This window comes from Nocardia sp. NPDC051750 (assembly GCF_044453135.1).
Lineage (GTDB): Bacteria > Actinomycetota > Actinomycetes > Mycobacteriales > Mycobacteriaceae > Nocardia.
The window spans coordinates 314660-340719 of sequence record NZ_JBITCK010000002.1 but is presented as its reverse complement, the minus strand read 5'-3'; the positions used below and the strand labels follow the sequence as shown (position 1 = coordinate 340719).

Sequence of the window (26060 nt, the reverse complement as noted above, 5' to 3'; positions counted from 1 at the left end):
GGTCCACGCCCGACCGGCCCGCAGCGCACAATGGCGGTATGCACCGCAACGGCCCGACCGACGATATCGACGAATCCGCGCTCACCATCACGCCCCCGAAGGGGCAGGCGGCCGGGGTGCGGGCGGTCGGGGTCGCGTTGGGGCGCGCCGTCTCGGATATGGGTGTCATCCGGACCGCCCGGACCCTCGCCCGGGTGAACCAGGTACACGGTTTCGACTGTCCGGGTTGCGCCTGGCCGGAGCCGACCGGGCACCGCCGCCCGGCCGAGTTCTGCGAGAACGGAGCGAAAGCCGTCGCCGAGGAGGCGACCCTGAATACCGTCGGCCCGGAGTTCTTCGCCGCCCACTCGATCGCCGATCTCGCCGGGAAGTCCGGGTACTGGCTGGGCCGCCAGGGCCGGTTGACCCACCCCATGGTGCTGCGGCCCGGCGATACCCACTACCGACCCCTCTCGTGGGAGGAGGCCTACCGGCTGATCGCCGAGCAGCTGCGCGCGCTGGACTCCCCGGACGAAGCCGTGTTCTACACCTCCGGCCGCACCGCGAACGAAACCGCGTTCCTCTATCAGCTGCTGGTCCGTAGTTTCGGCACGAACAACCTGCCCGACTGCAGCAATATGTGTCACGAATCCTCGGGTGCCGCGCTGACCGGTTCCATCGGGATCGGCAAGGGCTCGGTGACCATCGACGATTTCGCCGCGGCCGACCTGATCCTGGTGGCCGGCCAGAATCCGGGCACCAACCATCCCCGGATGTTGAGCGCGCTCGCCGACGCCAAGAAGTCCGGCGCCCGGATCATCGCGATCAATCCGCTGCCCGAAACCGGTCTGCTCGGTTTCCGGGACCCGCAGACGGTGCGCGGACTCACCTCCGGTGTCGATATCGCCGACGATTTCCTGCAGATCCGGCTCGGCGGCGATATGGCACTGTTCCAGGGGCTGGCGAAACTCCTGTTCGAGGCCGAGGACCGGGCCCCGGGCACCGTCCTGGACCGCGCCTTCATCGAGGCACACACCGCCGGTTTCGCCGAATACGAGCGCCACATCCGCGCGGTCGATCTGGACACGGTCTGCGAGGCCAGCGGTCTCACCCGCGACGAACTCGCCCGCACGGCCGACCTGCTGGCCCGCTCGGAAAAAACCATCCTCTGCTGGGCCATGGGCCTCACCCAGCACAAACACGCGGTCGCCACCATCGAGGAGGCCACCAACCTGTTGCTGGCGCGCGGCATGATCGGTAAGCCGGGGGCGGGTGTCTGCCCGGTGCGCGGCCATTCGAATGTGCAGGGCGACCGCACCATGGGTATCTGGGAGCAGATGCCCGAACCGTTCCTCGCCGCCCTGGACCGCGAGTTCGGGATCACCAGTCCGCGCACTCACGGATACGACACCGTAGCCGCCATCCGCGCGCTCCGCGACGGGCGTGCCCGCGTCTTCTTCGGTATGGGCGGGAATTTCGTGGCCGCCACCCCGGACACCACCGTCACCGAAGCCGCGCTGCGCAATTGCGCCCTCACGGTGCAGGTATCGACCAAACTCAACCGCAGCCATGTCGTGCACGGTGCCACCGCACTGATCCTGCCGACTTTGGGCCGCACCGACCTGGACATCCAGGACGGCCTCCGCCAGCAGGTGTCGGTGGAGGATTCGATGTCGATGGTGCATCTGTCCACCGGCCGCCTCGACCCGGTGAGCGACGAATTGCGCAGCGAGGTCGCGATCGTCTGCGAACTCGCCGGGGAACTGCTCGGCCCGGATCATCCGGTGCCCTGGGAGCAATTCCGCGGCGATTACGACCGGATCCGTGACGCCATCGCCCGCGTGGTCCCCGGCTGCGCCGAGTACAACACCCGGGTCCGGCAGCGCAACGGTTTCGTGCTCCCGCATCCGCCGCGCGATACCCGCGAATTCCGGACCGCCACCGGAAGAGCCAATTTCGCGGTGAACACACTGAGCTGGGTCCCGGTGCCGCCCGGCCGACTCGTCCTGCAGACGCTGCGCAGCCACGACCAGTACAACACCACCATCTACGGCCTCGACGACCGCTATCGCGGCGTCCATCACGGCCGCCGGGTGGTGCTGGTGCACACGGACGATATCGCCGAAATGGGTTTCCACGACGGTGATCTCGTCGATCTGATCGCAGAGTGGACCGACGGTATCGAGCGTCGCGTAGAGGGTTTCCGGCTGGTCGCGTATTCCACGCCCCGCGGTAACGCCGCCGCCTACTATCCCGAAACCAACGCCCTCGTCCCGCTCGACCATGTGGCGGAACGCTCCAATACTCCCGTGTCGAAGGCAGTCGTCATCCGGCTCGAACCCCATATCCACCGGTCATAATGAGCAGAGTCACCGCGCGACGCCGGATGCGACGGATCACCCCCTCCGGCGAGATCACCCGCCCCGATACCCTGGCCGTCGAGGAACCCCTGGAAATCCGGATCCGCGGCGAATCACTCACTGTCACCATGCGCACCCCGGGCAACGATATCGACCTGGTGCACGGTTTCCTGTTCGGCGAATCCTTGATCGCCGACGCGGCCGATATCCACACCGCCCGCTACTGCGCCGGGACGGACGACGCGGGCCACAATACCTACAACGTCCTCGATCTCGGCCTCACCGGCCCGGTCGCCCTGCCGAGCCGCCCTTTCCTGACCACCGGCGCCTGCGGCCTGTGCGGGAGAACCGCGCTGGACGAGGTCCGGCAGCGCAGCCGCCACCCGCTCCCCCCACCCGAGCCGCTGGTCGAGGCCGCGGTCCTGGCTCGCCTGCCGGATGCCCTGCGCCGGCGGCAGTCTGTTTTCGACGCCACCGGCGGCCTGCACGCGGCCGGCCTGTTCACCACCACCGGTGATATCTTGGCGGTGCGAGAGGACATCGGCCGGCACAACGCCGTGGACAAGGTGATCGGCTGGGCCCTGCGGGAGAACCGGATCCCGGCCACCGACCTCGTTCTGGTGGTCAGCGGACGCGCCTCGTTCGAACTCGCGCAGAAGGCGGTCCTGGCCGGTATCCCGATCCTGGCGGCAGTGTCGGCACCCAGTTCGCTGGCCGTGGACCTGGCCGCCGAATCCGGGCTCACGCTCGCCGGATTCGTGCGCGGCGACACGATGAACATCTACACCTGCCCCGAGCGCATCAAGGGGTAGTCGGCCAGCTCCAGATCGTCCTTGGCGTCGGCGGCGTACTTGTCCATCAGGTCGAACCAGCGCGAACCGAGGAACCAATTGCGCAGGCGGAGGCCGTAGGCGGTTTTCGGGGCGAGGAATCGACCCGGATTGCTGTTGCCTCCGAGCTTGGTGTACCCGCGCATAATCCGGTCGTAGCGTGCGAAGGCCACCGTGTGATCGCCCCCGGCGGAAGCGAGTTCGCCGGCCAGCACATAGGCCCCGATAACCGCGAAACCGGTGCCGAATCCGCCGAGCGCGTTGCCGTAGCCGCTGTCCCCGACCAGCGCTACCCGCCCGGACACGTACGTGTCCATCCGCACCTGGGCCAGCGCGTCGAGATAGAACTCGTCGCATTCGGGGAGTTCCGCGAGCATCGCCGGTACCTGCCCACCCAGTCCGGCGAATCGCTCGATCACGGCGCGCCGCTTGGCGGCCTCGTCGGTGAAGCCGAGTTCCGCCGAGGCGAACATATACATCTGTTGCGCCTTCGGGCCTCCGTGTACCGCGAGCAGGCCCGGAGCGCTGTATGCCCGGGCCACCCGCCGCCGAGGACCGTCACCGCGTTCGCCGGCGAGTGGTTCCCCCGCGATCGCGTAGTAGTACCCGCGATGCCGCACGAACTTCTCGTCCGGCCCGAATACCAGGCGGCGCACTCGGGAACGGATCCCATCCGCACCGAACACCAGATCGAAACGACGGTCCGGACCGTGTTCGAATTCGACCTCCACACCGCCGCCGGTTTCGCGCAATGCGCTGATCGAATCCCCGAAGACATAGGTGCAGCGCTGTGCCGTCGGCCGGTACAGGATCTCGGCCAGATCGCCCCGCAGGATCTCGACGTCGCCGCCGGTGAAATCACCCGATATCCGCGCCTGCTCCCGGCCGTCGGCGGCGACGAAGACCATATCGGTGGCCCCGGTCCGGCGCCGCTGGATCTCGTCGAAAATACCCATCCGCTCCAGCACGGTGCGGTGCACATCGCCCTTGAAGTCGACAGCCTGGCCGCCCGGGCGCAGCGACGGGGCGCGCTCGACCACCGTGACATCGAATCCGGAGCGGTCCAGCCAGTAGGCGAGCGCGGGCCCGGCGATACTCGCGCCGGAGATGAGAACAGTGCGGTTCTGCATGACGATCTCCATCCAGGATATGCGTCCGCCGGAAACTGTTTCCGCCGGACGCCGATCAGCGTATGGTAGACACAGTTCCACGTCAACCAGATTTCGAGAGGCATCCGATGGCGACCCCGACCGTGCTGGAACTGCTCTGGGGAACGGAGCGGCGACCGACCCGGGGGCCCAAACCCTCCCTGACCCGGACCGCGATCGTGGCCGCCGCGATCGAGCTGGCCGACGCCGAGGGTTTGGCCGCGGTGTCCATGCAGAAGCTGGCCGATCGGCTGGGCTACACCAAGATGTCGCTCTACCGCCACGTGCCGGGCAAAGCCGAGATCACCGCCTTGATGACGGAAGCGGCGATGGCCGGCCTACCGGAGCTGGACACGTCGGGGCCGGAACCGTGGCGGACCGGCCTGCACTCCTGGGCACACGCGAGTTTCGAGCGGTACCGGCGCCATCCGTGGGTAATGGAACTGCTCGTCGGCACCCGGCCCGTGGGCCCGAACGAACTCGGCTGGACCGAGGCCGCCCTGGAGGCCATGGCAGATATCGCGCTGACCGGCCCGGAACGCCTGGACATCCTCGTCGTACTCAACGGGCACGTGCGCAGCCTCGCTCAACAACTGATGGGCCCCGGAGCCACCGAACAAGAATTCACCGGGGCCATGGCCGCGGCCCTGGAATTGGCGGGCGACCGCTTCCCACGGCTGATCGCGGCGATATCGGACACTCCGGAAACGCGGCAGCCGACCCAGCGGACACACCAGCGCGGTGACGCCCTCGAATTCGGAATAGAGCGCATTCTCGACGGAGTGGCAGCCCTACTGACTCAGCGCACCGGCAGGTGACGGCGTATCTCGCGCCGGCTTCCCGCGTTCCGCGCGACTTCCGCGATCACATTCCCGGCAGCCGGATCCCCCGGTCCGCCGCCAGCCAGGCCAGTTTTTCCGCCTCGTCGATGGCGACCGCGACATAGGTGCGCCAGCCCTCGTCATCACGACGCAGCAGGTATTCGTAGTCGCTGTCGGTGAGCAGGACATCGTCACCGTCGTAGAAATGCCAGCGCACCCGGATACGCGCCAGTACGGGAGTCAGCTCGACGCATTCCAGCACCGCATGATCCACCCGGGAAAGCCCGAGCATCTGATAGATGGGGTGCGCCTGGGCGAGACCCTGCGCCATTTCCTCCCGCGAATGCAGGGCACCGACGAATTCGTCGCTCACGATGGTGCCCGGTATCCCCCATAATGCGGCAGTACGCTCGGCGTCGTAAGCACTCAGCGTGGACTGGTACTCGCCGAGAAATGATTCGATTTCGTCACCAATGGACATAGTGCCACCTGGCCCGCCGGGCCATGCCGGTCGTTTCGCCTGACGACCGGCTCGGCCGCGGCCGGAGTTCGGAGCGTCCGGAACCGGACGCTCCCCTCCTCAGTTGGCCAACGCCTCCAACAGCGCGGCCCGCTGGCGGGCGCCCAGGCCACCGATCCGGCGATCCTCCGGGATCTCCGCCTGGTCCATCAGCTTGGCGGCCTTCACCGGGCCGACGCCCGGCAGCGCCTTGATCACGGCGACCACCTTGGTCTTCTTGACCAGCTCGTCGCTATCGGCCTTGCGCAGCAGATCGGCAACCGAAACCTTGCCGTCCTTCACCTGACCGATCAGTTCGGAGCGCGCCTTGCGCACCGCCGCCGCTTTGGCCAGAGCCTCCGTGCGTTGTTCCGCGGTCATCGTTGGCAGTGCCATGTCTCCTCCGCTTTCACTCGTCGCTCGAACATCTGGTTGACCGGGTCGATTCAACATCACAATACCGACACCGAACCGCCGACACACCGGCCAGACCTGCAGTCATAGCAATGATTTCTGATTCGGCTCCGCTGGTTCCGGCCGGAACCGGACCGGGCGGTGGTCCGGAAATATCCGGTTCGGGGCATTGCAACACGTAACATTTCCCGTCCCCGCAACGAAAATCCTGGCAGACGCATCCCCTGTACGGCGGCGATTCAACGGAGAACCGAGGGATCAACGCAGATTCCCGCCCGCTGTGCACGGTATGCGCTGTGATCAGGCACTTCTTCCCCAGAACACGGTCCGGGCCCTTTTCGGCCCGAGTTCACTGCTGTGCGGTTTCCCTGTACCGGTACCGCGCACAGCTGCTACGCTCCCAAACCTAGAACACGTTTCAATTCGGAGGAGTGGCGATGGCACGGGAGATCCGCGACGTAGTCGAGCAGTACGTGAAGCTGGTCGGCGCCGGACCGACCGAAGAAATCGTCGACCTCTACGCACCGGATGCTGTCATCGAAGACCCCATCGGCACCGAGCCCAAACAGGGCCACGATGCCATCCGCGAGTTCTACGACGTGATCGCGAGCCTCGACCGGGAAACCTCGCTCGCGCCGGACACCGTACGAATCGCCGGAAATCATGCCGCCTTCGTATTCACCTTGATCACCAAGGCCGGCGGCCGGCGGATGACCCTGAGCCCGATCGACGTCATGGAGTTCGACACCGAAGGCCGGATCACCCGGATGCGCGCCTACTGGAGCGCCGACGATATGGCCGTCGAACCCGAATAGAGCAGCGGTGCGACGACTCTACTGCGCTGAGCCGCCGCATCGCCGACCCCGGGCCGCCCACGACCGGCCCATGGCCCCCATCACGCGCCGGACCCTGATTTTCCCGGGTCCGGCGTGCCGGGCCGATATCGTGGGCGCCCCGGGCGTCACGCCACGGAACCCTGTCTCGTCCAGGTAGTAGGGACATCCCCACTCGAACGAGGAGATCCGATGAGCACTTCCCGTATCCCCGCCCTCGCCCCGACGGACGCCGGACTGCTGACCAGGGTCATGTACTGGTTCGCGCGCCGCAAGATAGGTGAGGTGCCCGAGCCCTTCGCGGTCAGCGGCCACCACACCGGGATTCTGGTCGCCGGTGGCGTCCACGAACTGATCGTCGAGCGGGTCTCGAACAAGCTGCCCGCCAATATCCGGGAGATCGCCGTATACCGGACGGCCTGGACCGTCGGCTGCTCCTGGTGCGTCGATTTCGGCACCATGCTGCAACGCCTGGACGGACTGGATATCGACCGGCTCCAGCACATCGACGAGTACGAGACCTCGCCGCACTACACCGACGACGAGCGGGCCGCGATCGCCTACGCGGACGCGATGACCGCCACGCCGATGACGGTCACCGACGAGCAGGTCGCCGACCTGGAACGCCGCTTCGGCCGGCCGGGAGTGATCGAACTGACCTACCAGATCGGACTGGAGAACTCGCGGGCCCGCAACAACCACGCCCTCGGCATCACGGCACAGGGATTCAGCACCGACTCGTGCCGAGTGCCCTGGGCATGAGCGGGTCAGGCCCGGAGGCGACAGCGCAGCGTCACCGCGCAGACATCGCCTGACGGCCGCTCAGATCACCCAGCACGCGTAACCGATGTGTTCGCCGCGACCGACGAACACCTGAACGTACGGCGCGGGATCACCGCCCGGCTGGGCCGCCTGCAGGGTGTGATCGCCCTCGTAGCCGGGCACCCACTGGACCAGTGCCATCCCGCCTCCCGCGGGCGGGACGGTGGCGAACGGGACCCCGTTGTCGTAGAAGGTCACCGGGGTCACCGCTTCACTCAGCCGGGCCCGCACGGTGTAGGTGCACCCGGTGCCGTAATCGGTGCGGATCCCGGTGTTCAGATCCGGCATCACGCTGACCTGGACCACGGTGGCGGCGGCCGGCGGGGCGCCGAGCACGGCGGCTGCCACTACTGCCGCGAGCACACAGAGAAAGGCACCCGCACGGCCGAGCCGTGCGGGTGCCTCGAGCTGATCACATCGATCGCGCCGGATTCCACCGATAAGCAGTGTCGCCATGACCCGCTCCTACATCGCCCGAATGTCGAGTGGTCACCGACCATACCGCGCGGCAGGTGCCGGTAAGCCCGAATCCGGTGTCGGAACGGTTGCGGCCCGGCCTCAGGCCGACTTGTCGCGGCGCTCCGGACGCTCCCGCTTCCGCGGCACGATGGTGGGCAGCACATTGTCGTTGACGGTATCCGCGTCCACGACCACCTTGGCCACATCGTCGCGGCTCGGGATATCGAACATCACCTGCTGCAGCACCTCTTCCATGATGGCGCGCAGCCCGCGCGCCCCGGTGCCCCGCAGAATGGCCTGATCCGCCACGGCCTCGAGCGCGTCGCGGGTGAACTCCAGATCCACCCCGTCCATCTCGAACAGCCGGATGTACTGCTTCACCAGTGCGTTCTTCGGCTCGGACAGGATCTTCACCAGGGAATCCTTGTCCAGGTTGGTCACCGACGCCACCACCGGCAACCGGCCGATGAACTCCGGGATCAGACCGAACTTGATCAGATCCTCCGGCATCACCTCGGCGAAATGATCGGTGGTATCGATCTCGGCCTTGGACCGCACCTCGGCGCCGAACCCGATCCCCCGGTGACCCGTGCGATCGGAGATGATCTTTTCCAGACCCGCGAACGCGCCCGCCACGATGAACAACACATTGGTCGTATCGATCTGGATGAACTCCTGGTGCGGGTGCTTGCGCCCACCCTGGGGCGGCACACTCGCCTGGGTTCCCTCCAGAATTTTCAGCAGCGCCTGCTGCACACCCTCACCCGACACGTCCCGGGTGATCGACGGGTTCTCACTCTTACGCGCGATCTTGTCGACCTCGTCGATGTAGATGATCCCGGTCTCGGCGCGTTTGACGTCGTAATCGGCGGCCTGGATGAGTTTGAGAAGAATATTCTCGACATCCTCACCCACATAACCGGCCTCGGTCAGCGCGGTGGCATCGGCGATCGCGAACGGCACATTCAGCATTTTGGCCAGTGTCTGCGCGAGATAGGTCTTACCGCAGCCGGTGGGGCCGAGCATCAGGATATTGGACTTCGCCAGCTCGACGACTTCCCCGCGCGCGTCCCGGCTCTTGTCGCCGGCCTGAATGCGCTTGTAGTGGTTGTAGACCGCCACCGCGAGCGTGCGCTTGGCAGTGTCCTGCCCGATCACGTAGTTCTCCAGGAAATCCCGGATCTCGGCGGGTTTCGGCAGCTCGTCGAGCTTGACCTCACTCGATTCCGCCAGCTCTTCCTCGATGATCTCGTTGCACAGATCGATGCACTCGTCGCAGATGTACACCCCTGGTCCCGCAATGAGCTTCTTGACCTGCTTCTGGCTCTTTCCGCAGAACGAGCATTTGAGCAGATCGCCGCCGTCGCCGATGCGCGCCATCGTGTGGGTCCCTACTTCCTTGTTCGCGTGCAACCATCCGTCCAGCTGTCAGCCGGCCGCCGCCCACGGGGGGAGCGAATCCGGCGGAATCACCCGGATCGAAGGGCGGTGCTGTCAACCGGGAACACAGGTCCCTGGGTTTGACCGTACCCGGTGTGTGCGATCGGGGTCGACAACTCGGGCAGGTTTCTCGTCGCGGTTGTGCGGGGATTCACGCGGATACGGCGTCGGCGCGCGATTTCCGCCGACCCGCCGGGCCGGGGCGTGTCGCACGCTCCGGCACCTCTCCGCTGCGGCCGGGTCCGCCCCCGGCCGGCCCGGCGCACCACGTACACACGGCGCGCCGGACCCGGATGACACCTACTTCTGAGCGCTGAGCTTCCGGTAATCGAACACCGTATCGATGATCCCGTACTCCTTGGCCTCCTCGGCCGTCAGGATCTTGTCGCGGTCGGTGTCCTTGCGGATGGTGTCCGCGTCTTTACCGGTGTGACGGGCCAGCGTGGTCTCCATCAACCGGCGCATCCGCTCGATCTCCGCGGCCTGGATCTCCAGATCCGACACCTGACCCTGGATACCGCCCTCGACCGACGGCTGATGGATCAGCACCCGCGCGTTCGGCAGGCAGGCCCGCTTACCGGGAGTGCCGGCGGCCAGCAGCACCGCCGCCGCCGACGCCGCCTGCCCGAGGCAGACGGTCGCGACATCGGCCCGCACGTACTGCATGGTGTCGTAGATCGCCATCAGCGACGTGAACGAGCCACCGGGAGAATTGATGTACATGGTGATATCGCGGTCGGGATCCAGCGATTCGAGCACCAGCAGCTGCGCCATGATGTCGTTGGCCGACGCATCGTCGACCTGCACGCCGAGGAAGATGATGCGCTCCTCGAACAGCTTGTTGTACGGGTTGGATTCCTTGACGCCGAAACTCGAATGCTCGATGAACGACGGCAGGATGTAGCGCGACTGCGGGCCCGCCGGGGCAAGACCGCCGAGGCCACGAGGAACGTTCGGATTGGCCATATTCGTCTCCAAGTCTGTGAGTGAGCTGTCCGCCGGACGGATTCGCGGATCCCGGCCGGCCACCCGGGCCGGATCCGCGAACAACGCCCTAGTTGCTGCCCGTGCCGCCCGCCTGGCGCGCATTGGTGATCACCCGGTCGATGAAGCCGTACTCCAGCGCCTGGTCGGGTGTGAACCAGCGGTCGCGGTCGGCGTCGGCATTGATCTGCTCCACCGGCTTGCCGGTGTGCATCGCCTGCAACTCGTTCAGCTCACGCTTGGTGTAAGCGAACTGCTCGGCCATGATCGCGATATCCGCGGCCGAACCGCCGATACCGGCCGACGGCTGATGCATCATGATCCGGGTGTGCGGCAGCGCAAAACGCTTTCCCGGCGCGCCCGCGGTCAGCAGGAACTGCCCCATGGACGCGGCCAGACCCATCGCGGTGGTCGCGATATCGCATTCGGCGTACTGCATGGTGTCGTAGATCGCCATACCCGCGTTCACCGACCCGCCGGGCGAGTTGATGTACAGCGAAATATCTTTGGTGGGATCCTCCGCCGACAGCAGCAGGATCTGCGCGCAGATCTTGTTCGCGATGTCATCGTCGACCTGGGTGCCGAGGAAGATGATGCGCTCACGCAGCAGGCGCTCGTACACGGAATCGCTGAGATTGAGCCCAGCGGTCGGAGCTGTCATGACCTCGGCTTGGTTGATTGTCACGGATACCTGCCTTCTCTCGCCGGCTCGTTGCTGTCACAAACACTAACGAAACGGGGGGTGACCGACGTCCCGGTCCCGCCCCACTTCGCTCAGAGCGGAATATCTCTCGAGGAACCACGGCGGAAGCCCCGGGAGTCCGGGCGGCGGCATACCAGGGACAGGGAAACGTTCCCGTGTTGTCTCTGGATTGCCGACACCGCCTCTGGTCCCAGGGCTTCCGATCCGTATATGCCTCGTATGGCTTACTCCGCGGTGGCCTCGGTGGACTCCTCGTTCGCCTCGTCCTCGGCGGCCTTCGGGCTGCCGAACATCTCTTCGGTGTCGACGGTGTTGCCGTCCGAATCGGTGACTGTTGCCTGGACGACCACGCCCGCGAGGGCCTTACCGCGGCGGACATCGGCGAATACCGCGCCCAGCTGGCCCGCCTGCTGCACCTGCTGGATGAACTGCTCGGGCGCCATACCGTAGCGCTGCGCCTGGAACAGGATGCGCTCGGTGAGCTCCTCCTGCCCGACCTGGGTGCCCTCGGCCTCGGCGACGGCGTCCAGCAGCAGCTGGGTCTTCACCGACTTCTCGGCGGCTTCCTTGGTATCGGCGTCGAACTCCTCGCGGCTGGAGCCCTGTGCTTCCAGCGCCTCGGCGAACTTGGCCTCGTCGTGGTCGAAACCGTGGACGGCGTCATGCTCCACGGCGTCGATCTCGGCCTTGACCACGGCTTCCGGCAGCGGCACCTCGACGGTGTCGAGCAGCTTCTCCAGCACCTGGTCGCGAATCTCGCCGGCCTGCTGCACCTTCTTCGACTGCTCGACCCGGGTCCGCAGATCGGCCTTCAGCTCGTCGATGGTGTCGAATTCGCTGGCGAGCTGGGCGAATTCATCGTCCGCCTCGGGCAGTTCGCGTTCCTTGACCGAACCGAGGGTCACGGTGATCACCGATTCCTTACCGGCGTGCTCGCCGGCGACCAGGGTGGAGGTGAACTCCTTGGACTCACCGGCCGACATTCCGAGCAGGGTCTCGTCCAGGCCCTCGATGAGCTGACCGGAACCCACCTCGTGCGACAGCCCGGTGGTCGCCGCCTCCGGGACCTCCTCGCCGTCGACGGTGGCCGCCAAATCGATGGAGACGAAATCGCCGTCCTGCACAGCACGTTCGACACCGGTGAGGGTGCCGAACCGCTGACGCAGCGACTTCAGCTGCTCCTCGAGGTCCTCATCGGTGACCTCGATGGCATCGACGGTGACCGCGATGGTGCTGTAGTCCTCGGGGAGGGTGATCTCCGGGCGGATGTCGACCTCGGCGGTGAACGCCAGCTCCTGCCCGTCCTCGATTTTGGTGATCTCGATCTCCGGCTGCCCGATGACCTTCACCTCGGACGTGGACACGGCCTCGCTGTAGCGGCCCGGCAGCGCGTCGTTGACGACCTGCTCCAGCACCGCCCCGCGACCCAGGCGCGCCTCGAGCAGCTTGGCCGGCGCCTTGCCCGGACGGAAGCCGGGAATGCGCACCTGCTTGGCCAGGGCCTTGTAGGCGCGATCGAAGTCCGGCTTCAGCTCCTCGAAGGGCACCTCGACATTGATCCGGACCCGGGTCGGGCTCAGCTGCTCGACGGTGCTCTTCACGGACATGCTCCTTGTTCTCGTCGGTTCGTCTTCTCGTCGGCCCCGCACGTTATCCGTGCCGGTATCCGGTTGATGGCGCGTGGTCTGGCGACGGCACGCGGGTACGCGCCCTCGGCGTACCATCCGGAACGGCGAGCACCTGCGGTTTCACGCGCCCGGGATACGCATCCCGACCAGGGTAGTTGACCGGGTCGGGCGCGCTGCTCACTGGGGGACTGCGACCGCGTCCGTGACGAAGACCAAGGTCTCGTTCGGCGGTACGCCGTTACCGCCGGCACCGTAACCCAGTTCGGGCGGGATGATCAGCAACCGGCGGGCACCCTGCTGCACGCCTTCGAGGCCCTGTTCCCAGCCGGGGATGACCATGCCGGAACCGAGGGTCAGCTCGAACGGTTCACCGCGGTCGAACGACGAATCCAGCTTTTCCTTGTTCGACCAGGTCACCAGCGCATAGTTCATGGTCAGTTTGTCACCGGCGGCCGCACCGGGACCCGAACCGGGAACGAGGTCCTTCACCACGAGCTGTTTCGGCGGATCGCAATCATCCGGGATGGTGATCTCCGGAACCTCACCGAACCCGCCGGTCACCCCGATATCGTCGGCCGTGCATTCCCGGCCCTTCGACGCGGACGGCGCCCCCTGCGCGGAGGCACCCGTCGGCGCGGCCGCCGCGCTGGTCGTTGTCGCGGTGTTGTCGGAGCCGTCGTCCGAACCGCACCCGGTGAGCCCGAACGCAACCACACCCGCGGCCACAGCGGCGACGATCCTGCCGAATTTCTGCATAGAACGCACACTATGTCGATCGCGCCGCACCCCACGACGCGGGGCTGTATCTATGGTGCCCCTTCCGGCAGCGTGGGTCGGAGCCCTGTCGATTCCGGCCACGGGTACGAACCATCAGGCCGCCTCCCGCACATCGGTTATCGCCCGATTGCGCGGGTATGCCGTCCCGTGAAAGCGGACCGAGCGAGCGGCCGCCGACTCCACACGCGTGAACCGGACACGGGCTGGCACACCTCCAGCTATCGTTGTGAAAGACCACACCGCGTGTGGGCGGCCCGGCGCGACCACGACCTCCAGGAGGTTCGGCGTATGACGCAGTTGGCACGAGCAGGCGGGGACACTGCTGCCGACAATGTGGGCGGTGACGGGGGTGAATCCATTGCCCCCCGGCCCTATGTGCTGTCCGCGACTGCGGAAGGTCCGCTCGATCCCGACGAGTTGGAGACCCTGGACGCGTGGTGGCGGGCCGCCAATTACCTGTCCGTAGGGCAGATCTATCTGATGGCGAATCCGCTGGTGCGCGAACCTCTGGCACCCGAACAGGTGAAGCCGCGTCTGCTCGGCCATTTCGGCACTGTGCCCGGCCTGAATCTGGTCTGGGTGCACGCGAATCGGGCGATTCTGGCGCGGGACCTGGACGCGGTGTTCGTCGCCGGGCCCGGCCACGGCGGGCCGGGCCCGAACGCGTGCGCTTGGCTGGAGGGAACGTACTCGGAGCTCTACAGTCATGTGCCGCAGGACGCGGAGGGAATGGGCGCATTGTTCGCCCAGTTCTCTTTTCCCGGTGGGGTGCCCAGTCATTGCGCGCCGGAGACACCCGGTTCGTTCCACGAGGGCGGTGAGCTGGGTTATTCGTTGCTGCACGCATTCGGTGCCGCACTGGACAACCCGCATCTGACAGTCTTCTGCGTGGTGGGTGACGGCGAGGCCGAGACCGGGCCGCTGGCGGGGAGCTGGCATGCCAACAAGTTCCTCAACCCGGCGCGGGACGGGGCGGTGCTGCCAATTCTCGCGCTGAACGAGTACAAGATCGCCAATCCGACGCTGCTGGCCCGTATCCCGGAATCCGAGCTGGTTTCGCTGCTGCGGGGCAACGGTTACGAGCCGCTGATCGTCGCCGGGCGGGACCCGGCCCGGGTACACCAGGACCTGGCCGCCGCCATGGACGCGTGCCTGGAGCGGATCGCGCAGATCCAGCGGGCCGCCCGCGACGGTAGCGACACCAGCCGTCCGCAGTGGCCGATGATCGTCCTGCGGACCCCGAAGGGCTGGACCGGGCCGCCGCAGGTCGACGGGGAACCGGTGGAGGGCACCTTCCGCGCGCATCAGGTGCCGCTGCCCGCGGCCCGCGGCGATGCCGGGCATCGGGCGGTGCTCGAGCAGTGGCTGCGTTCCTATCGCCCGGAGGAGTTGTTCGACGAGGACGGGGCCCCGGTCTCGGAGCTGCGGCGGCTGGTGCCGATCGGGGCGAAGCGGATGAGCGCCAGCCCGGTCGCCAACGGCGGCGCACTGGTCCGCGACCTGCGGCTGCCCGAGTGGCGCGACCATGCCGTGGATGTCAGCGAGCCCGGGCGGAGCAGCCATGAGGCGACCCGGGTGCTCGGCGGCTGGCTGCGCGAGGTCACCGAACGCAACCCGGACAATTTCCTGACGTTCGCGCCGGACGAGCTGGTCAGCAACCGGCTGCAGGATATTCTCACGGTCACCGGCCGGAACTGGCAGGCCGAGATCGGCGTCCACGATGTGAAACTGGACCGCACCGGACGGGTGATCGAGGTGCTGTCCGAGCATATGTGCCAGGGCCTGCTGGAGGGTTATCTGCTGACCGGCCGGCACGGCGTCTTCACCTGCTACGAGGCGTTCGTCCATATCGTCGACGCGATGTTCAATCAGCACGCCAAATGGCTCGACGCCAGCGCCGCGGTGCCGTGGCGGCGCCCGCTGGCGAGCTTGAACTATCTGCTGTCCTCGCATGTCTGGCGGCAGGACCACAACGGTTTCACCCATCAGGACCCGGGCTTCCTCGATGTGGTGCTGAACAAGAAACCCGAGATAGTCCGGGTGTATCTGCCGCCGGACGCCAACACCCTGCTGTCGGTGTACGACCACTGCCTGCGCTCACGGCACTACGTGAACGTCGTGGTGGCCGGTAAACAACCGCAGCCCGATTGGCTGTCCGCCACCGATGCCGCGTTGCACTGCGCCCGCGGTATCGGCATCTGGGATTGGGCGGGCCACCGCGACGAACCGGCCACCACGCCGGATGTGGTGCTGGCCTGCGCCGGCGACGTGCCGACCCTGGAAACCCTCGCGGCGGCGGCGATTCTGCGGGAGAAACTGCCGTGGCTGCGGGTGCGGGTGGTGAACGTGGTCGACCTGATGCGACTGCTGCCCACCGAGGAACATCCGCACGGATTACCGGACAGCGAATTCGATACGTTGTTCACCCTGGATTCGCCGGTGATCTTCGCCTTTCACGGCTATCCGTGGCTGATCCACCGGCTCACCTACCGGCGCACCAATCATGCGGGTCTGCACGTGCGGGGTTACAAGGAACGCGGGACCACCACCACGCCCTTCGATATGGTCATGCTCAACGACCTGGACCGGTACCACCTGGTGATGGACGTGATCGACCGGGTTCCGGCGCTGCGTCAGCAGGCGGCGGGGTTACGCCAGGAGATGGTGGACGCGCGCCTGCGGGCCCGGACCTGGACCCGGCAGCACGGCGAGGATATCCCCGAGGTGGCGAACTGGCGCTGGCCCGGATAACCGGACCGGCCGGCCCGGGTGAAACTACCTTGCCGCACCGGTGGCGCTCGGCGACGATCACAGCATGCTGTTGACGATCACCTGCACACCGGACGCGGACAGCGGTACGCCCGCGACCGATCTGGGGTTCCTCCTGCACAAGAACCCCGACCGGGTGCAGGAATTCGGATTGTCCTACGGCACAGCGCATGTGCTCTATCCACACGCCGCACCCGACCGCTGCACCGCGGCGCTGCTGCTCGAGGTGGACCCGGTGCGGCTGGTGCGCGGCCGGTCCCGGGAGACGCAGGCGTTCAGCCTCGGACAGTATGTGAACGACCGGCCGTATGCGGCGTCCTCGCTGATGTCGGTGGCGATCGGCGCGGTGTTCCGCAGCGCCCTGCGCGGCGACTGTACGCAACGCCCGGAACTTGCGCGCACCCCGTTGCCGCTGCGCCTCGAGCTGCCCGCGCTCGGCTGCCGCGGCGGGCCGGAACTCGCCGAACGTATTTTCGCCCCGCTCGGCTGGTCGGTGACCGCGACACCGCTCCCCCTCGACCCGGCGTTTCCCGAATGGGGTGATTCGGCCCATCTGCGGCTGGTCCTCACGGGAACCGTGCGACTGGCGGACGCACTCAACCACCTCTATGTCCTGCTGCCGGTCCTCGACGGCGCCAAGCACTATTGGCTGGATGCGGCCGAGGTGGACAAATTGCTGCGCGCCGGCGGCGCCTGGCTCGCCACCCACCCGGAGCGGGCCTGGATAACCCGCCGCTATCTGGCCCGGCGACACTCCCTGGTCCGCACGGCACTGGCCCGGCTGGCCGAACTGGACGCGTCGGATCCCGAGGAGCTCGGGGCGATCGACGAGGAACCGGCAGCCGGAGAAGATTCCGGGGAAAGCCTCGCCGAGGCAGCTCCCGCTATCGGCCCGGACACCACCGAGCCGACCTCCACTGCACGGTGTGACACCGGCGAACCTCGAACCAACGATGCAGCTGCGGTGAATCACACCGCCTCGGATACTGCCATCGAAGCGGTAACCGGCGCCCCGCGCACAGAAAGCCCTGTCGCGGCGAGTGATCTCGACGGTGGGGCCGCCGGAAGTCCCGCTTTCACCGCACCTACCACCGGCGACGTGCCCCGGCTCTCGCTCGCGGTGCAGCGGCGTGCGGCCGTGGTGGCCGCTCTCCGGGACACCGGCGCCACGCGCGTCCTGGACCTCGGCTGCGGTGAGGGCGCACTGCTGCGAGACCTGCTCGACGACAGGTCTTTTCAGGAGATCGTGGGTGTCGATGTCTCGATGCGAGCGCTGTCCATCGCGAGGCGGAGGCTGCGGCTGGACCGGCTACCCGAGCCGGTCGCGCGCAGGCTGACTCTGCGGCAGGGGTCGCTCACCTATACCGACAGCGCATTGCGCGGGTTCGACGCGGCCGTGCTAATGGAGGTCATCGAACATATCGACCCACCGCGCCTGCCCGCGGTCGAGTATGTGGTGTTCGGTGCCGCGGCTCCGCATTCGGTCCTGGTCACCACACCCAACGCCGAATACAACGTCCGGTACGACGGTCTGCCGGCGGGCCGTTTCCGGCATACCGATCACCGGTTCGAATGGACCCGGGCGGAATTCCGTTCCTGGGCGCAGCGGATCGCTGGGCATTTCGGCTATCGGGCGCGTTTCGCCCCGATCGGCGCCCCGGACCCCGAGGTCGGGCCGCCGACCCAGCTCGCGGTGTTCACCCGCACCCAGAACGACACCGAAGGAGCAGCGCAGTGACCGATCTCGCCGTACCGGACCTGTGCCTGGTGGTGCTCATCGGCTGCACCGGCTCGGGGAAATCGACCTTCGCCCGCACTCATTTCCCGCCGACCTCGGTGATCTCCTCCGACTTCTGCCGCGGGCTGGTGAGCGATGACGAGAACGACCAGGCGGCGACACCGGAGGCATTCGCCCTGCTGCATCACATCGTCGGTGTGCGGTTGCGGCGCGGGTTGCGCACCGTGGTCGACGCCACCAATGTGCAGCCGGGCGCCCGTAAGGAACTCGTCGCGCTCGCGCGCGACCACGATGTGCTGCCGGTGGCGATCGTGCTGGATGTACCGGATTCGGTATGCCTGGAACGCAATGCACACCGGCCCGACCGGTCCGCCCTGGGCGCCCACGTGGTGCATCGCCAGCAGCGCGAATTGCGTCGTGGCCTGCGAGGGCTCGAACGGGAGGGGTTCCGGCGGATCCACACGCTCCGCGGCGTCGACGAGATCGGCGCGGCACGGGTAGTGGACGAACGGCTGTGGAACGACCGCCGCGACCTCACCGGTCCGTTCGATGTGATCGGCGATGTACACGGTTGCCGGTCGGAGCTGGAAACACTGCTCGCCGCACTCGGGTACCGGATCGGCCGGGACGAGGCGGGCCGGGCCGTCGGGGCCCGGCACCCGGGTGGCCGGACCGCGGTGTTCGTGGGCGATCTGGTCGATCGCGGACCCGATACACCCGGTGTGCTCCGGTTGGTGATGGGGATGGTCGAGACGGGCGACGCCCTGTGTGTCACCGGGAACCACGAGAACAAGCTCGTGCGCGCCCTCTCCGGCCGGAAGGTGAAACCGACGCACGGGCTGGCCGAATCGCTGGCCCAGCTCGACGCCGAGGACAGCGCGTTCCGCACCACGGCCCTCGAATTCTGCCGGGGACTCATCAGCCACTATGTGCTCGACGGTGGGCAGCTGGTCGTGGCACACGCCGGCCTGAAAGCGGAATATCACGGCCGCTCCTCCGGCCGGGTCCGGTCGTTCGCCATGTACGGCGAATCGACCGGGGAAACGGACGAATTCGGTCTGCCGGTGCGCTACCCGTGGGCCGAGGACTATCGCGGCCGCGCGACCGTACTGTACGGCCACACCCCGGTCACCGATCTGCGCTGGGTGAACAACACGCTCTGCCTGGATACCGGGGTGGTGTTCGGCGGGCAGTTGTCGGCGCTGCGGTATCCGGAGCGGGAAACCGTATCCGTACCGGCCGAACAGGTGTGGTACGAACCCATCCGCCCGCTGGCACCGGTCGGCGGCGGACCGGATGCCGGGCTCGCCCACCGGGACCCCGGCATCCTGGACCTCGACGATGTCGTCGGCCGCCGCGTTGTGCAGACCGGCCATCACGGCCGGGTGGGCGTGCAGGAGGAGAACGCGAGCGCGGCTCTCGAGGTGATGAGCCGATTCGCCGTGGACCCACGCTGGCTGGTGTACCTGCCGCCGACGATGGCCCCGTGCGCCACCTCGGAGTTGCCGGGCTTCCTCGAGCATCCGGCCGAAGCGTTCGCCTACTTCCGGAGCGAGGGCGTGACCCGGGTGGTGTGCGAGGAGAAGCATATGGGGTCGCGCGCGGTGGTCCTGCTCGCCCGCTCCCCCGAATCCGCCCGCCACCGGTTCGGCGTGGAGCACGGCACGGGCATGATCTACACCCGCACCGGGCGGCCTTTCTTCGACGACCCCGGCCGGACCGAAGCCGTACTGGCCCGGATCCGCGCGGCAGCGGAATCGGCCGGCCTGTTCGGCGAATTGAACACCGGCTGGCTCCTGCTGGACACCGAGATCATGCCCTGGTCGGCGAAGGCACAGCAGTTGCTGCGCAACCAGTACGCGGCGGTCGGCGCCGCGGCGCGGGCCTCGGTGGGTGCCGCCGCGGAAGTTCTGGCGGCGGCAGCAGCCCGAGGGCAGGAGGTCGGCGACCTCCACGACCGGATGTCCGGCCGAGCCGCCGATATCGACGCGTTCACCCGTGCCTACGGCCGCTACTGCTGGCCGGTGGACGGTCTCGCCGGGTTGAAAGTGGCGCCCTTCGGCCTGCTGGCGGGCGAGGGAACGAACTATGCGGTACGCGACCATCACTGGCAGCTCGAAAGGATCGACCGGCTGGTCGCCGCCGATCCGGACCTGCTGACTCCCACCCAGCGAATGAACGTCGATCTCACCGACCCGGACAGTGAAGCGGCCGCCACCGAGTGGTGGTTGTCGCTGACCGGCCGCGGCGGGGAAGGCATGGTGGTGAAACCGGTCGACGCCCTCGTCCACGCAGCGCCGAAACCTCGCACGCGGTACACGGACGAACCGGGGGCGGCCGGCATCGACGACCGGCGCACCGGCCATGACACCGATCGGGAAGGCCCGGACCGGACGGGGGCACCGGCCTCCGGCGGTCCGGGCGCGGCGAATCCGGCGGCGACGCCGGTGGGCCGGCTCGTGCAGCCGGGGGTCAAATGCCGCGGGCCGGAATACCTCCGCATCATCTACGGCCCCGAGTACCTGCGTACCGAGAACCTGCGCCGGTTGCGGGCCCGCGGCCTCGGCCGGAAACGTTCCCTGGCACTGCGCGAATACGCGCTGGGCCTGGAAGCGCTGGATCGCCTGGCGGCAGGCGAACCACTCTGGCGGGTGCACGAGGCGGTATTCGCGGTTCTCGCGCTCGAATCGGAACCGGTCGATCCTCGGTTGTAGTTTCTGCGCCGCCGCCGGCGCAGGCGAGCCCCGACTGCACCTGATTACGCCGCCTCCGGCGTGGTAGCCGGCTGTCCCACCGGCGGGGAACACCGGACCCCGTAGACCGCGATCCGAAACCTTCCCAATCACGGGAAAACAACGCGCGCCGAATCAAACACTCGTGTACCGTACCGTTAGACAGCGGCACATTGGACTACGGACCCACATTCATTGATCCGCCGTATAAGTCCAGCCGCCTCAACGGAATGGAGACCATCATGACCATCGCTCGTAACCACGGACTGGTGAAAAAGTTTGCCGCGGCCGCGGTGCTGGCCTGCGCGTTCGCCATCGCGCCCGCCGCGCTGGCCCCGCAGATCGCCCACGCCGATGCCCCGGGCCACAGCACCCGCGGCGATTCGCACCCGGGCCTGGGCACGTACAACGACACCCATGACATCCCCAGCGATCCCAGCAACCGCAGCGAACCCGTGCACGCGATTCCCGCGCAGCGCAGCGAAACCTACGAGAGCAACGGCGGATACCACGACATCTGCGCGTACAAGCCGTACTTCTACGCCTGCCGCTGACCCCGGTGACCGATGCTCACTTCCGCGCTCTCGTCACCCGCCGGTCCCGCCGGCGACCGGCGGCGGCCGTGCGTTCGAGATCGACGGTCTCAGCCAGCTCGGCGGGAACATAGCGGGGGATATCGCGGCGCGAGGAAATCAGCAGTTTCTGCCGGATACTCGCGACCTGCGCATCCACGGTCCGCACCGAACTTCCCCGCCGCTCGGCGATACCGCTGTTCGGCCACCCGGCGGCGGCCAGCACCGCCACCTCACGTTCCGCCGGTGACAGCCCATTCCAGCCGGTGACCTCCGGGAGAACCGGCGCGGAACCATCCACGGGACGCACCGGCCAGCGGCTCCGCACATACTGCTGGAACATATCGCTACCCGGCCGGAACCGGCCACCACGCTCTTCGGCCGCCGCAAAATCCGTCGCGCCGATGATCGCGGTTGCGGCCTGGGTGGCGCGGCGGACGCCGAGCACCATCATCGGCACCCGCTCGACGCAGACCCCCATCGCGCGGTGACAGGCCCGGAAAACTCCCACCAGCCAGGCCAGTTCGGTAGCCCGGACACGGACCGCGGCCACCGTCCCGGCGGCCGCCGGATCCAGCGTCAGCAGCTGCGTGAGCACGACCATGCACACCGCTACCGACCAGGACGTCATCCACATATCCCGGATCGCACATCGGCCGGACAGCACCGAATACGCCGGCTGGAGGGCAGCGGCCGGATCGTCCGATCGCGCCAGCGCCAACGCCCGGGCCACCCGTGCCCAGTGCGCCGCCAGCGCGGATTCCGAGGCCACCGAACGATCCAGGTGCCAGCGGGTGATCTCGTCCGCCTGTCCGGGATCGCCCAGCATCGACGCCGCCAGCGCGGCGAAGACCATACCGCGCTCGACTCCGATCCGGTCTCCCAGCGCACCGAACTTGCGCCCCGCCCGGTCGAGAACCGTGATCGCTCGCGGATCCAGCCGGAACAGCATGAGTTCCAGGCCCCAGATCCATTCCACCGAGGCCGGTAACCCGATATCGACTTCGGGATGCTGCCGCCAGGCACCGTCGGCGGCGTATCCCGGCAGACATCCGGCCACGCATTCGTCCAGGAGTCGCGCCGCACGCTCGTTCTCGCCCTGCCACAAGTAGAACCAGCCGAGCAGAGCGGTGGCGCGGATATGGTGCGGGCTGCCGGCGCCGTCCCGGGTGACCTCGAGTGCCGCGGCGGTGAGCCGCGTCAACGCGCAGCTGCCGCCTTTCACGAACGGTACCCAGACCGACAGCAGCACCGACGCGGTTTCCAGGCCGATCAGTGCTTCCCCCGGATCGCCGAGACCGGTTTCTATTCCGATCAGGATGTCGTCCCAGGACGCGCGGGCCCAATCGAGCCAGGACTGCTCGTACGGCCCGTACCAGAGGGATCGCGCCTCGACCACCCGGTCCCGGTAGTACCGGCGGTGCCGCCTCGCCAGCCGCACCGCTTCGGCCGGCTCCCGGCGCAGCCGGTCGCCGGCGAACACGCGCACACTCTCGACCAGATACCAGCGGATACTGCTCTCGGTGCGGAAGGTCGAGACGAGCGAACGTTCGGCCAGCCGCTCCAGCAGCGGAGCCACCCGGTCGGCGGGCAGCAGGTCATCGGCGCAGATCGCGACCACCGCATCGAGTTCCACACCGTTGCGTTGCGGCTCCACACCGTCGGTTTCGTACCCGGCCGCGAAGACCGACATCCGGCGCAGCAGCAGCTGTTCCTCCGCACAGCACAGGTCGAAGGACCAGGCGATCACGTCGAAGACACCGCGGTGACGCCGCTCCGTCCCCGAGCGCGCACCCTGCGACCAGCGCATTCGCCGGTCATCGGTATCACCGGTGAGTTCGGCGAGCACCATCGCCGGTGGCTGATGCCGCAGTCGCGCGGCGGCCAGCCGGATGAGCAGCGGCGAATGCTCGACCCGGCGGCAGATCCGGCGCACCGCCGCGAGTTGATCCGGATCGCCGGAAACGGGCCGGCCGGTGAGTTCCGCCCGGTGCCGGAACAGTTCCAGCGATTCGGTGGGTGACAGCGGCCCCACACAGACGATGTACTCGTCGGCCCAGTTCACGGGTTCCCTGCTGGTGGCCAGAATCGTCAGGCCGGGCGTGGTGGCGAGCAGGTCGATCACCGCCCGGCCCACAGCCGCGAGCACATGCTCACAGTTGTCCAGGACCAGGATCGCGCCGTCGGCGACCGGACCGGGACGCGCGATGCCCATACCGACATCCAGCGAGCCCGGATCGCTGTAATCGGTCCGCACCACCGACCGCAGGACGTTCTCGGCCGAATCACCGCAGTCGCGTTCCAGTTCGGCCAGGCGGGCCCAGTACACGGGGCGGCCGGGTTCGATGCGGCGTAGCGCCTCGGCGGCCAGCCGCGTCTTACCGATACCGCCGGGCCCGACGAGCGTGATCAGGCGCGCGTTCCCGGACCGGAGCAGGTCGCGTAGGCGCGCCAGTTCCCGTTGCCGGCCGAAGAACTCGGCCGTCGCCACGGCAGGCGCCGCACGATCCGGGTAGATCACCGCCATGCAACGTAAATTAGTGCACGCCACCGACAGTTGTATGGTCATCCCGTATATTTACGGTTACCAGAGGTTAGGGACAGTCGGCACCGTCAGCACAGCGCGTGTGCCGAATTCCGGTAGTGCATCTGGACCACGGCGCTGTCGAAGGTCAGGACGTCCATCAGGCGGAGCCCGGCGGTGTCGACCGGCGACCGGAACAGGGGTACCCCGCCCCGCAACAGCATGGGGTGAACGAAAAGCCGGTACTCGTCGACCAAATCGTGATCGAGGAACGCCGCCGCGGTTTCGGCGCCACCGAGTAGCACCATGTTCTGCCCCGCCTCCTTGCGCCTGTTCACCTCGTCGACGAAATCGGCACCGATGACCTGTGTATTCCAGGACGGTTTCCGCAGCGTCCGGCTGACGACGAGTTTGGGTGCCGCGCGCCAGAATCGCGCGAATTCCACGTAGAACGGCGAGACCGGAGCGAGATCGGCGGTCGGCCAGAACGCCGCCATGATCTCGTAGGTCTTGCGGCCGTATACCAGAAGGTCGGCCTGCCGCAGTTCGTCCAGATACGCGGTACAGAGTTCCTCGTCCACCACCGGCCAGTGGACCGCCTCATCCGGTCCTTCGGCGAATCCGTCGAGTGAGATCTGCATCCACAGTGTCACGCTTCCCATGCCCCATGCCTCATCTACCAGTTCGGATACCAGCAGAGTGTGCCCGCGATCGGGGGACGGGCGCATCGGTAGACGGCCGGGAACATACCTAGGTATATGGAAGGCGTCCGGGAGGGAAATGAAGAGCCGTCAATCAATGTACCGTCGTTCAACGAATACCCGCGCAGTCCGTTCCCACCGACAGGAAGCCGGCCACTCGCACCGGCGTCATTCCTCCGGCGGAAGTTCGGACAGTTCGCTGTCACTCTCGATGTGATGCGCCACGAACCTGTTCACCAGCTCCGCGGCAACCTTTCCCGGCATTGTCCGGGTTACCTGCAGTTGTCCGGTCAGCTCGGTCAGATCGGCGGCCGAGCGCTCCGATTCCCGGTACTTCTGCCAGGCGGTGCGGTGGAAGAGGTCGACGAAGCGCCGCGCCATGCGGTCGCAATCGGCACGCATACGCTCGAGTTCGCCGAGAATGTCGGCATCCGTGGCGCCGGCCGCCGTCAACTGCTCGGCGAATCGGATGAGCTGCCGGTCAGCGGGCCGATAAGTGGCGGCATCCACCGGCTCGTACAGACCCGCGGCGACTATTCGAGCCAGCCCGTTGGGTACCGATGCGTACCGCTCCTGGAGCTCGGTCGCAGGGATGGTGTCACCGGCCGGGGCCGACTCCCCCGCGGATGGTTCGCCCATTTCCGGACCACCGAGCAACGCGCCGACACCCAGGATATCGCCGAGGTCGTCACCACGGTCCCACGCCTGGAGTAGTTCCTTGATGCCGTTGAGCTTGATCCCCCTGTCGAGCAACCGGCTGATCGTGCGCACCCGGTTGAGGTGATCGGGGCTGTAAAAGCCTGTCCTCCCCTTGACCTGCGGTGGGGGCAGGACCCCCCGTTCGTGATAAACCCGCAGGCTGCGCACGGTCGTACCAGCGGCGCGCGCCAGTTCATCGATCGTGTACTCCACACCAGCAGCCATATATCAAGGAAACCACACGGCGACCGTACCGACCGGCGGCGGACACGAACGAAATGTCCGCTTCAACCTGTGTTGGTACAGGGTTTGCTAATTTGTCGACCGCCGATCAATGGTCCGTTGTCCATGGGTACGCCGTTCGTCTTCCGACATTCCGCCCCACACGCCGTACGGTTCGCGCACTGCCAGCGCGTAGTTCCGGCAATGTTCCAGAACCGGGCAGCTGTCACAGATCTGCTTCGCCCGCCGTACCCGGGCCGCGCGGGCCCTGCCGCGCTCCCCTTCGGGATGGAAGAACACTCTGGATTCCAGGCCACGACAGGATCCGCGCAACTGCCAGTCCCATACGTCCGCGGCCGGACGCCGATCATGGATCACGGTGGACATTCACACTCCTCTGCCCGCA

General features: G+C 67.2%; 22 protein-coding genes. 9 read left to right on the top strand and 13 right to left on the bottom strand.

From position 1 onward, the window contains the following. Positions 1 to 38: 38 nt before the first annotated feature. Together ACIA75_RS08795 and fdhD are read left to right on the top strand one after the other, a co-directional pair. A complete protein-coding gene (locus ACIA75_RS08795) occupies positions 39 to 2339 on the top strand; it encodes an FdhF/YdeP family oxidoreductase (RefSeq protein WP_397101598.1) in 2301 nt (766 codons plus the stop codon). Next, positions 2339 to 3151, top strand: coding sequence for a formate dehydrogenase accessory sulfurtransferase FdhD (gene fdhD, locus ACIA75_RS08790; RefSeq protein ID WP_397101596.1), 813 nt, complete (start codon positions 2339 to 2341; stop codon positions 3149 to 3151). Before ACIA75_RS08795 ends, fdhD begins: the two co-directional genes overlap by 1 nt. Here the strand turns inward: fdhD and ACIA75_RS08785 are convergent. Further along, complete coding sequence (locus ACIA75_RS08785) at positions 3121 to 4299, bottom strand: FAD-dependent monooxygenase (protein WP_397101594.1); 1179 nt, start codon at positions 4297 to 4299, stop codon at positions 3121 to 3123. The genes fdhD and ACIA75_RS08785 overlap by 31 nt on opposite strands. Before the next feature lie 107 nt (positions 4300 to 4406). Between ACIA75_RS08785 and ACIA75_RS08780 the strand changes: the two genes are divergently transcribed. Then, a complete protein-coding gene (locus tag ACIA75_RS08780; protein ID WP_397101593.1) occupies positions 4407 to 5135 on the top strand; it encodes a TetR/AcrR family transcriptional regulator in 729 nt (242 codons plus the stop codon). 46 nt (positions 5136 to 5181) lie between these two features. Here the strand turns inward: ACIA75_RS08780 and ACIA75_RS08775 are convergent, their stop codons facing one another. Both ACIA75_RS08775 and mihF read right to left on the bottom strand, forming a co-directional pair. Further along, entirely contained in the window at positions 5182 to 5619 is a 438-nt protein-coding gene (locus tag ACIA75_RS08775; RefSeq protein WP_397101591.1) for a hypothetical protein, read from the bottom strand. A 99-nt stretch (positions 5620 to 5718) separates the two neighbouring features. Further along, complete coding sequence (gene mihF / locus ACIA75_RS08770; protein ID WP_033244686.1) at positions 5719 to 6033, bottom strand: integration host factor, actinobacterial type; 315 nt, start codon at positions 6031 to 6033, stop codon at positions 5719 to 5721. A gap of 455 nt (positions 6034 to 6488) precedes the next feature. On the opposite strand from mihF, the gene ACIA75_RS08765 reads away from it, so the two are divergent. Both ACIA75_RS08765 and ACIA75_RS08760 read left to right on the top strand, forming a co-directional pair. Then, on the top strand, positions 6489 to 6866 hold the full coding sequence (locus ACIA75_RS08765) for a nuclear transport factor 2 family protein (RefSeq protein ID WP_397101589.1): 378 nt from the start codon (positions 6489 to 6491) through the stop codon (positions 6864 to 6866). A 210-nt stretch (positions 6867 to 7076) separates the two neighbouring features. Further along, positions 7077 to 7646, top strand: a complete 570-nt coding sequence (locus ACIA75_RS08760) for a carboxymuconolactone decarboxylase family protein (protein WP_397101587.1) — start codon at positions 7077 to 7079, stop codon at positions 7644 to 7646. Between the two features lie 60 nt (positions 7647 to 7706). On the opposite strand, the gene ACIA75_RS08755 is transcribed toward ACIA75_RS08760, so the two are convergent. The 6 genes from ACIA75_RS08755 to ACIA75_RS08730 form a co-directional block, all read right to left on the bottom strand. Further along, positions 7707 to 8162, bottom strand: a complete 456-nt coding sequence (locus ACIA75_RS08755) for a hypothetical protein (protein ID WP_397101585.1) — start codon at positions 8160 to 8162, stop codon at positions 7707 to 7709. A 102-nt stretch (positions 8163 to 8264) separates the two neighbouring features. Then, entirely contained in the window at positions 8265 to 9545 is a 1281-nt protein-coding gene (gene clpX / locus ACIA75_RS08750) for an ATP-dependent Clp protease ATP-binding subunit ClpX (protein ID WP_397101583.1), read from the bottom strand. Between the two features lie 360 nt (positions 9546 to 9905). Next, a complete protein-coding gene (locus ACIA75_RS08745) occupies positions 9906 to 10571 on the bottom strand; it encodes an ATP-dependent Clp protease proteolytic subunit (RefSeq protein ID WP_397101581.1) in 666 nt (221 codons plus the stop codon). An 88-nt stretch (positions 10572 to 10659) separates the two neighbouring features. After that, positions 10660 to 11250, bottom strand: coding sequence for an ATP-dependent Clp protease proteolytic subunit (locus tag ACIA75_RS08740; RefSeq protein WP_030523257.1), 591 nt, complete (start codon positions 11248 to 11250; stop codon positions 10660 to 10662). 266 nt (positions 11251 to 11516) lie between these two features. Next, positions 11517 to 12893: a trigger factor gene (gene tig, locus ACIA75_RS08735; RefSeq protein WP_397101579.1), complete on the bottom strand. Its 1377-nt coding sequence runs from the start codon at positions 12891 to 12893 to the stop codon at positions 11517 to 11519. A gap of 204 nt (positions 12894 to 13097) precedes the next feature. Further along, positions 13098 to 13676, bottom strand: a complete 579-nt coding sequence (locus tag ACIA75_RS08730; RefSeq protein WP_397101578.1) for an FKBP-type peptidyl-prolyl cis-trans isomerase — start codon at positions 13674 to 13676, stop codon at positions 13098 to 13100. A 309-nt stretch (positions 13677 to 13985) separates the two neighbouring features. On the opposite strand from ACIA75_RS08730, the gene ACIA75_RS08725 reads away from it, so the two are divergent. The 4 genes from ACIA75_RS08725 (at position 13986) to ACIA75_RS08710 (ending at position 21490) form a co-directional block, all read left to right on the top strand. Continuing rightward, a complete protein-coding gene (locus tag ACIA75_RS08725; RefSeq protein WP_397101576.1) occupies positions 13986 to 16448 on the top strand; it encodes a phosphoketolase in 2463 nt (820 codons plus the stop codon). 64 nt (positions 16449 to 16512) lie between these two features. Next, entirely contained in the window at positions 16513 to 18204 is a 1692-nt protein-coding gene (locus tag ACIA75_RS08720; RefSeq protein ID WP_397101574.1) for a 3' terminal RNA ribose 2'-O-methyltransferase Hen1, read from the top strand. Beyond that, positions 18201 to 20918, top strand: a complete 2718-nt coding sequence (locus ACIA75_RS08715; protein WP_397101572.1) for a polynucleotide kinase-phosphatase — start codon at positions 18201 to 18203, stop codon at positions 20916 to 20918. Before ACIA75_RS08720 ends, ACIA75_RS08715 begins: the two co-directional genes overlap by 4 nt. A gap of 260 nt (positions 20919 to 21178) precedes the next feature. Next, a complete protein-coding gene (locus ACIA75_RS08710; protein ID WP_397101570.1) occupies positions 21179 to 21490 on the top strand; it encodes a hypothetical protein in 312 nt (103 codons plus the stop codon). Between the two features lie 16 nt (positions 21491 to 21506). Here the strand turns inward: ACIA75_RS08710 and ACIA75_RS08705 are convergent, their stop codons facing one another. From ACIA75_RS08705 to ACIA75_RS08690, 4 genes are all read right to left on the bottom strand, one after another. Beyond that, positions 21507 to 24035, bottom strand: a complete 2529-nt coding sequence (locus ACIA75_RS08705) for an AAA family ATPase (protein ID WP_397101568.1) — start codon at positions 24033 to 24035, stop codon at positions 21507 to 21509. An 86-nt stretch (positions 24036 to 24121) separates the two neighbouring features. Continuing rightward, positions 24122 to 24694 (bottom strand): dihydrofolate reductase family protein, encoded by a 573-nt coding sequence (locus ACIA75_RS08700; protein ID WP_397101566.1) that lies wholly within the window; start codon positions 24692 to 24694, stop codon positions 24122 to 24124. Between the two features lie 207 nt (positions 24695 to 24901). Then, positions 24902 to 25657 carry a MerR family transcriptional regulator gene (locus ACIA75_RS08695; protein ID WP_397101564.1) on the bottom strand — a complete coding sequence of 252 codons (756 nt, stop codon included), beginning with the start codon at positions 25655 to 25657 and terminating at the stop codon, positions 24902 to 24904. Between the two features lie 87 nt (positions 25658 to 25744). Further along, entirely contained in the window at positions 25745 to 26041 is a 297-nt protein-coding gene (locus ACIA75_RS08690) for a WhiB family transcriptional regulator (protein WP_397101562.1), read from the bottom strand. Between the last annotated feature and the right edge of the window lie 19 nt (positions 26042 to 26060).

What these genes read in the sequence shown, in the direction of transcription:
- ACIA75_RS08795 (WP_397101598.1), top strand. Translation starts at nt 39, where the DNA reads ATGCACCGCAACGGCCCGACCGACGATATCGACGAATCCGCGCTCACC.
- fdhD (WP_397101596.1), top strand. Translation starts at nt 2,339, where the DNA reads ATGAGCAGAGTCACCGCGCGACGCCGGATGCGACGGATCACCCCCTCC.
- ACIA75_RS08785 (WP_397101594.1), bottom strand. Translation starts at nt 4,299, where the DNA reads ATGCAGAACCGCACTGTTCTCATCTCCGGCGCGAGTATCGCCGGGCCC.
- ACIA75_RS08780 (WP_397101593.1), top strand. Translation starts at nt 4,407, where the DNA reads ATGGCGACCCCGACCGTGCTGGAACTGCTCTGGGGAACGGAGCGGCGA.
- ACIA75_RS08775 (WP_397101591.1), bottom strand. Translation starts at nt 5,619, where the DNA reads ATGTCCATTGGTGACGAAATCGAATCATTTCTCGGCGAGTACCAGTCC.
- mihF (WP_033244686.1), bottom strand. Translation starts at nt 6,033, where the DNA reads ATGGCACTGCCAACGATGACCGCGGAACAACGCACGGAGGCTCTGGCC.
- ACIA75_RS08765 (WP_397101589.1), top strand. Translation starts at nt 6,489, where the DNA reads ATGGCACGGGAGATCCGCGACGTAGTCGAGCAGTACGTGAAGCTGGTC.
- ACIA75_RS08760 (WP_397101587.1), top strand. Translation starts at nt 7,077, where the DNA reads ATGAGCACTTCCCGTATCCCCGCCCTCGCCCCGACGGACGCCGGACTG.
- ACIA75_RS08755 (WP_397101585.1), bottom strand. Translation starts at nt 8,162, where the DNA reads ATGGCGACACTGCTTATCGGTGGAATCCGGCGCGATCGATGTGATCAG.
- clpX (WP_397101583.1), bottom strand. Translation starts at nt 9,545, where the DNA reads ATGGCGCGCATCGGCGACGGCGGCGATCTGCTCAAATGCTCGTTCTGC.
- ACIA75_RS08745 (WP_397101581.1), bottom strand. Translation starts at nt 10,571, where the DNA reads ATGGCCAATCCGAACGTTCCTCGTGGCCTCGGCGGTCTTGCCCCGGCG.
- ACIA75_RS08740 (WP_030523257.1), bottom strand. Translation starts at nt 11,250, where the DNA reads ATGACAGCTCCGACCGCTGGGCTCAATCTCAGCGATTCCGTGTACGAG.
- ACIA75_RS08730 (WP_397101578.1), bottom strand. Translation starts at nt 13,676, where the DNA reads ATGCAGAAATTCGGCAGGATCGTCGCCGCTGTGGCCGCGGGTGTGGTT.
- ACIA75_RS08725 (WP_397101576.1), top strand. Translation starts at nt 13,986, where the DNA reads ATGACGCAGTTGGCACGAGCAGGCGGGGACACTGCTGCCGACAATGTG.
- ACIA75_RS08720 (WP_397101574.1), top strand. Translation starts at nt 16,513, where the DNA reads ATGCTGTTGACGATCACCTGCACACCGGACGCGGACAGCGGTACGCCC.
- ACIA75_RS08710 (WP_397101570.1), top strand. Translation starts at nt 21,179, where the DNA reads ATGACCATCGCTCGTAACCACGGACTGGTGAAAAAGTTTGCCGCGGCC.
- ACIA75_RS08705 (WP_397101568.1), bottom strand. Translation starts at nt 24,035, where the DNA reads ATGGCGGTGATCTACCCGGATCGTGCGGCGCCTGCCGTGGCGACGGCC.
- ACIA75_RS08700 (WP_397101566.1), bottom strand. Translation starts at nt 24,694, where the DNA reads ATGGGAAGCGTGACACTGTGGATGCAGATCTCACTCGACGGATTCGCC.
- ACIA75_RS08695 (WP_397101564.1), bottom strand. Translation starts at nt 25,657, where the DNA reads ATGGCTGCTGGTGTGGAGTACACGATCGATGAACTGGCGCGCGCCGCT.
- ACIA75_RS08690 (WP_397101562.1), bottom strand. Translation starts at nt 26,041, where the DNA reads ATGTCCACCGTGATCCATGATCGGCGTCCGGCCGCGGACGTATGGGAC.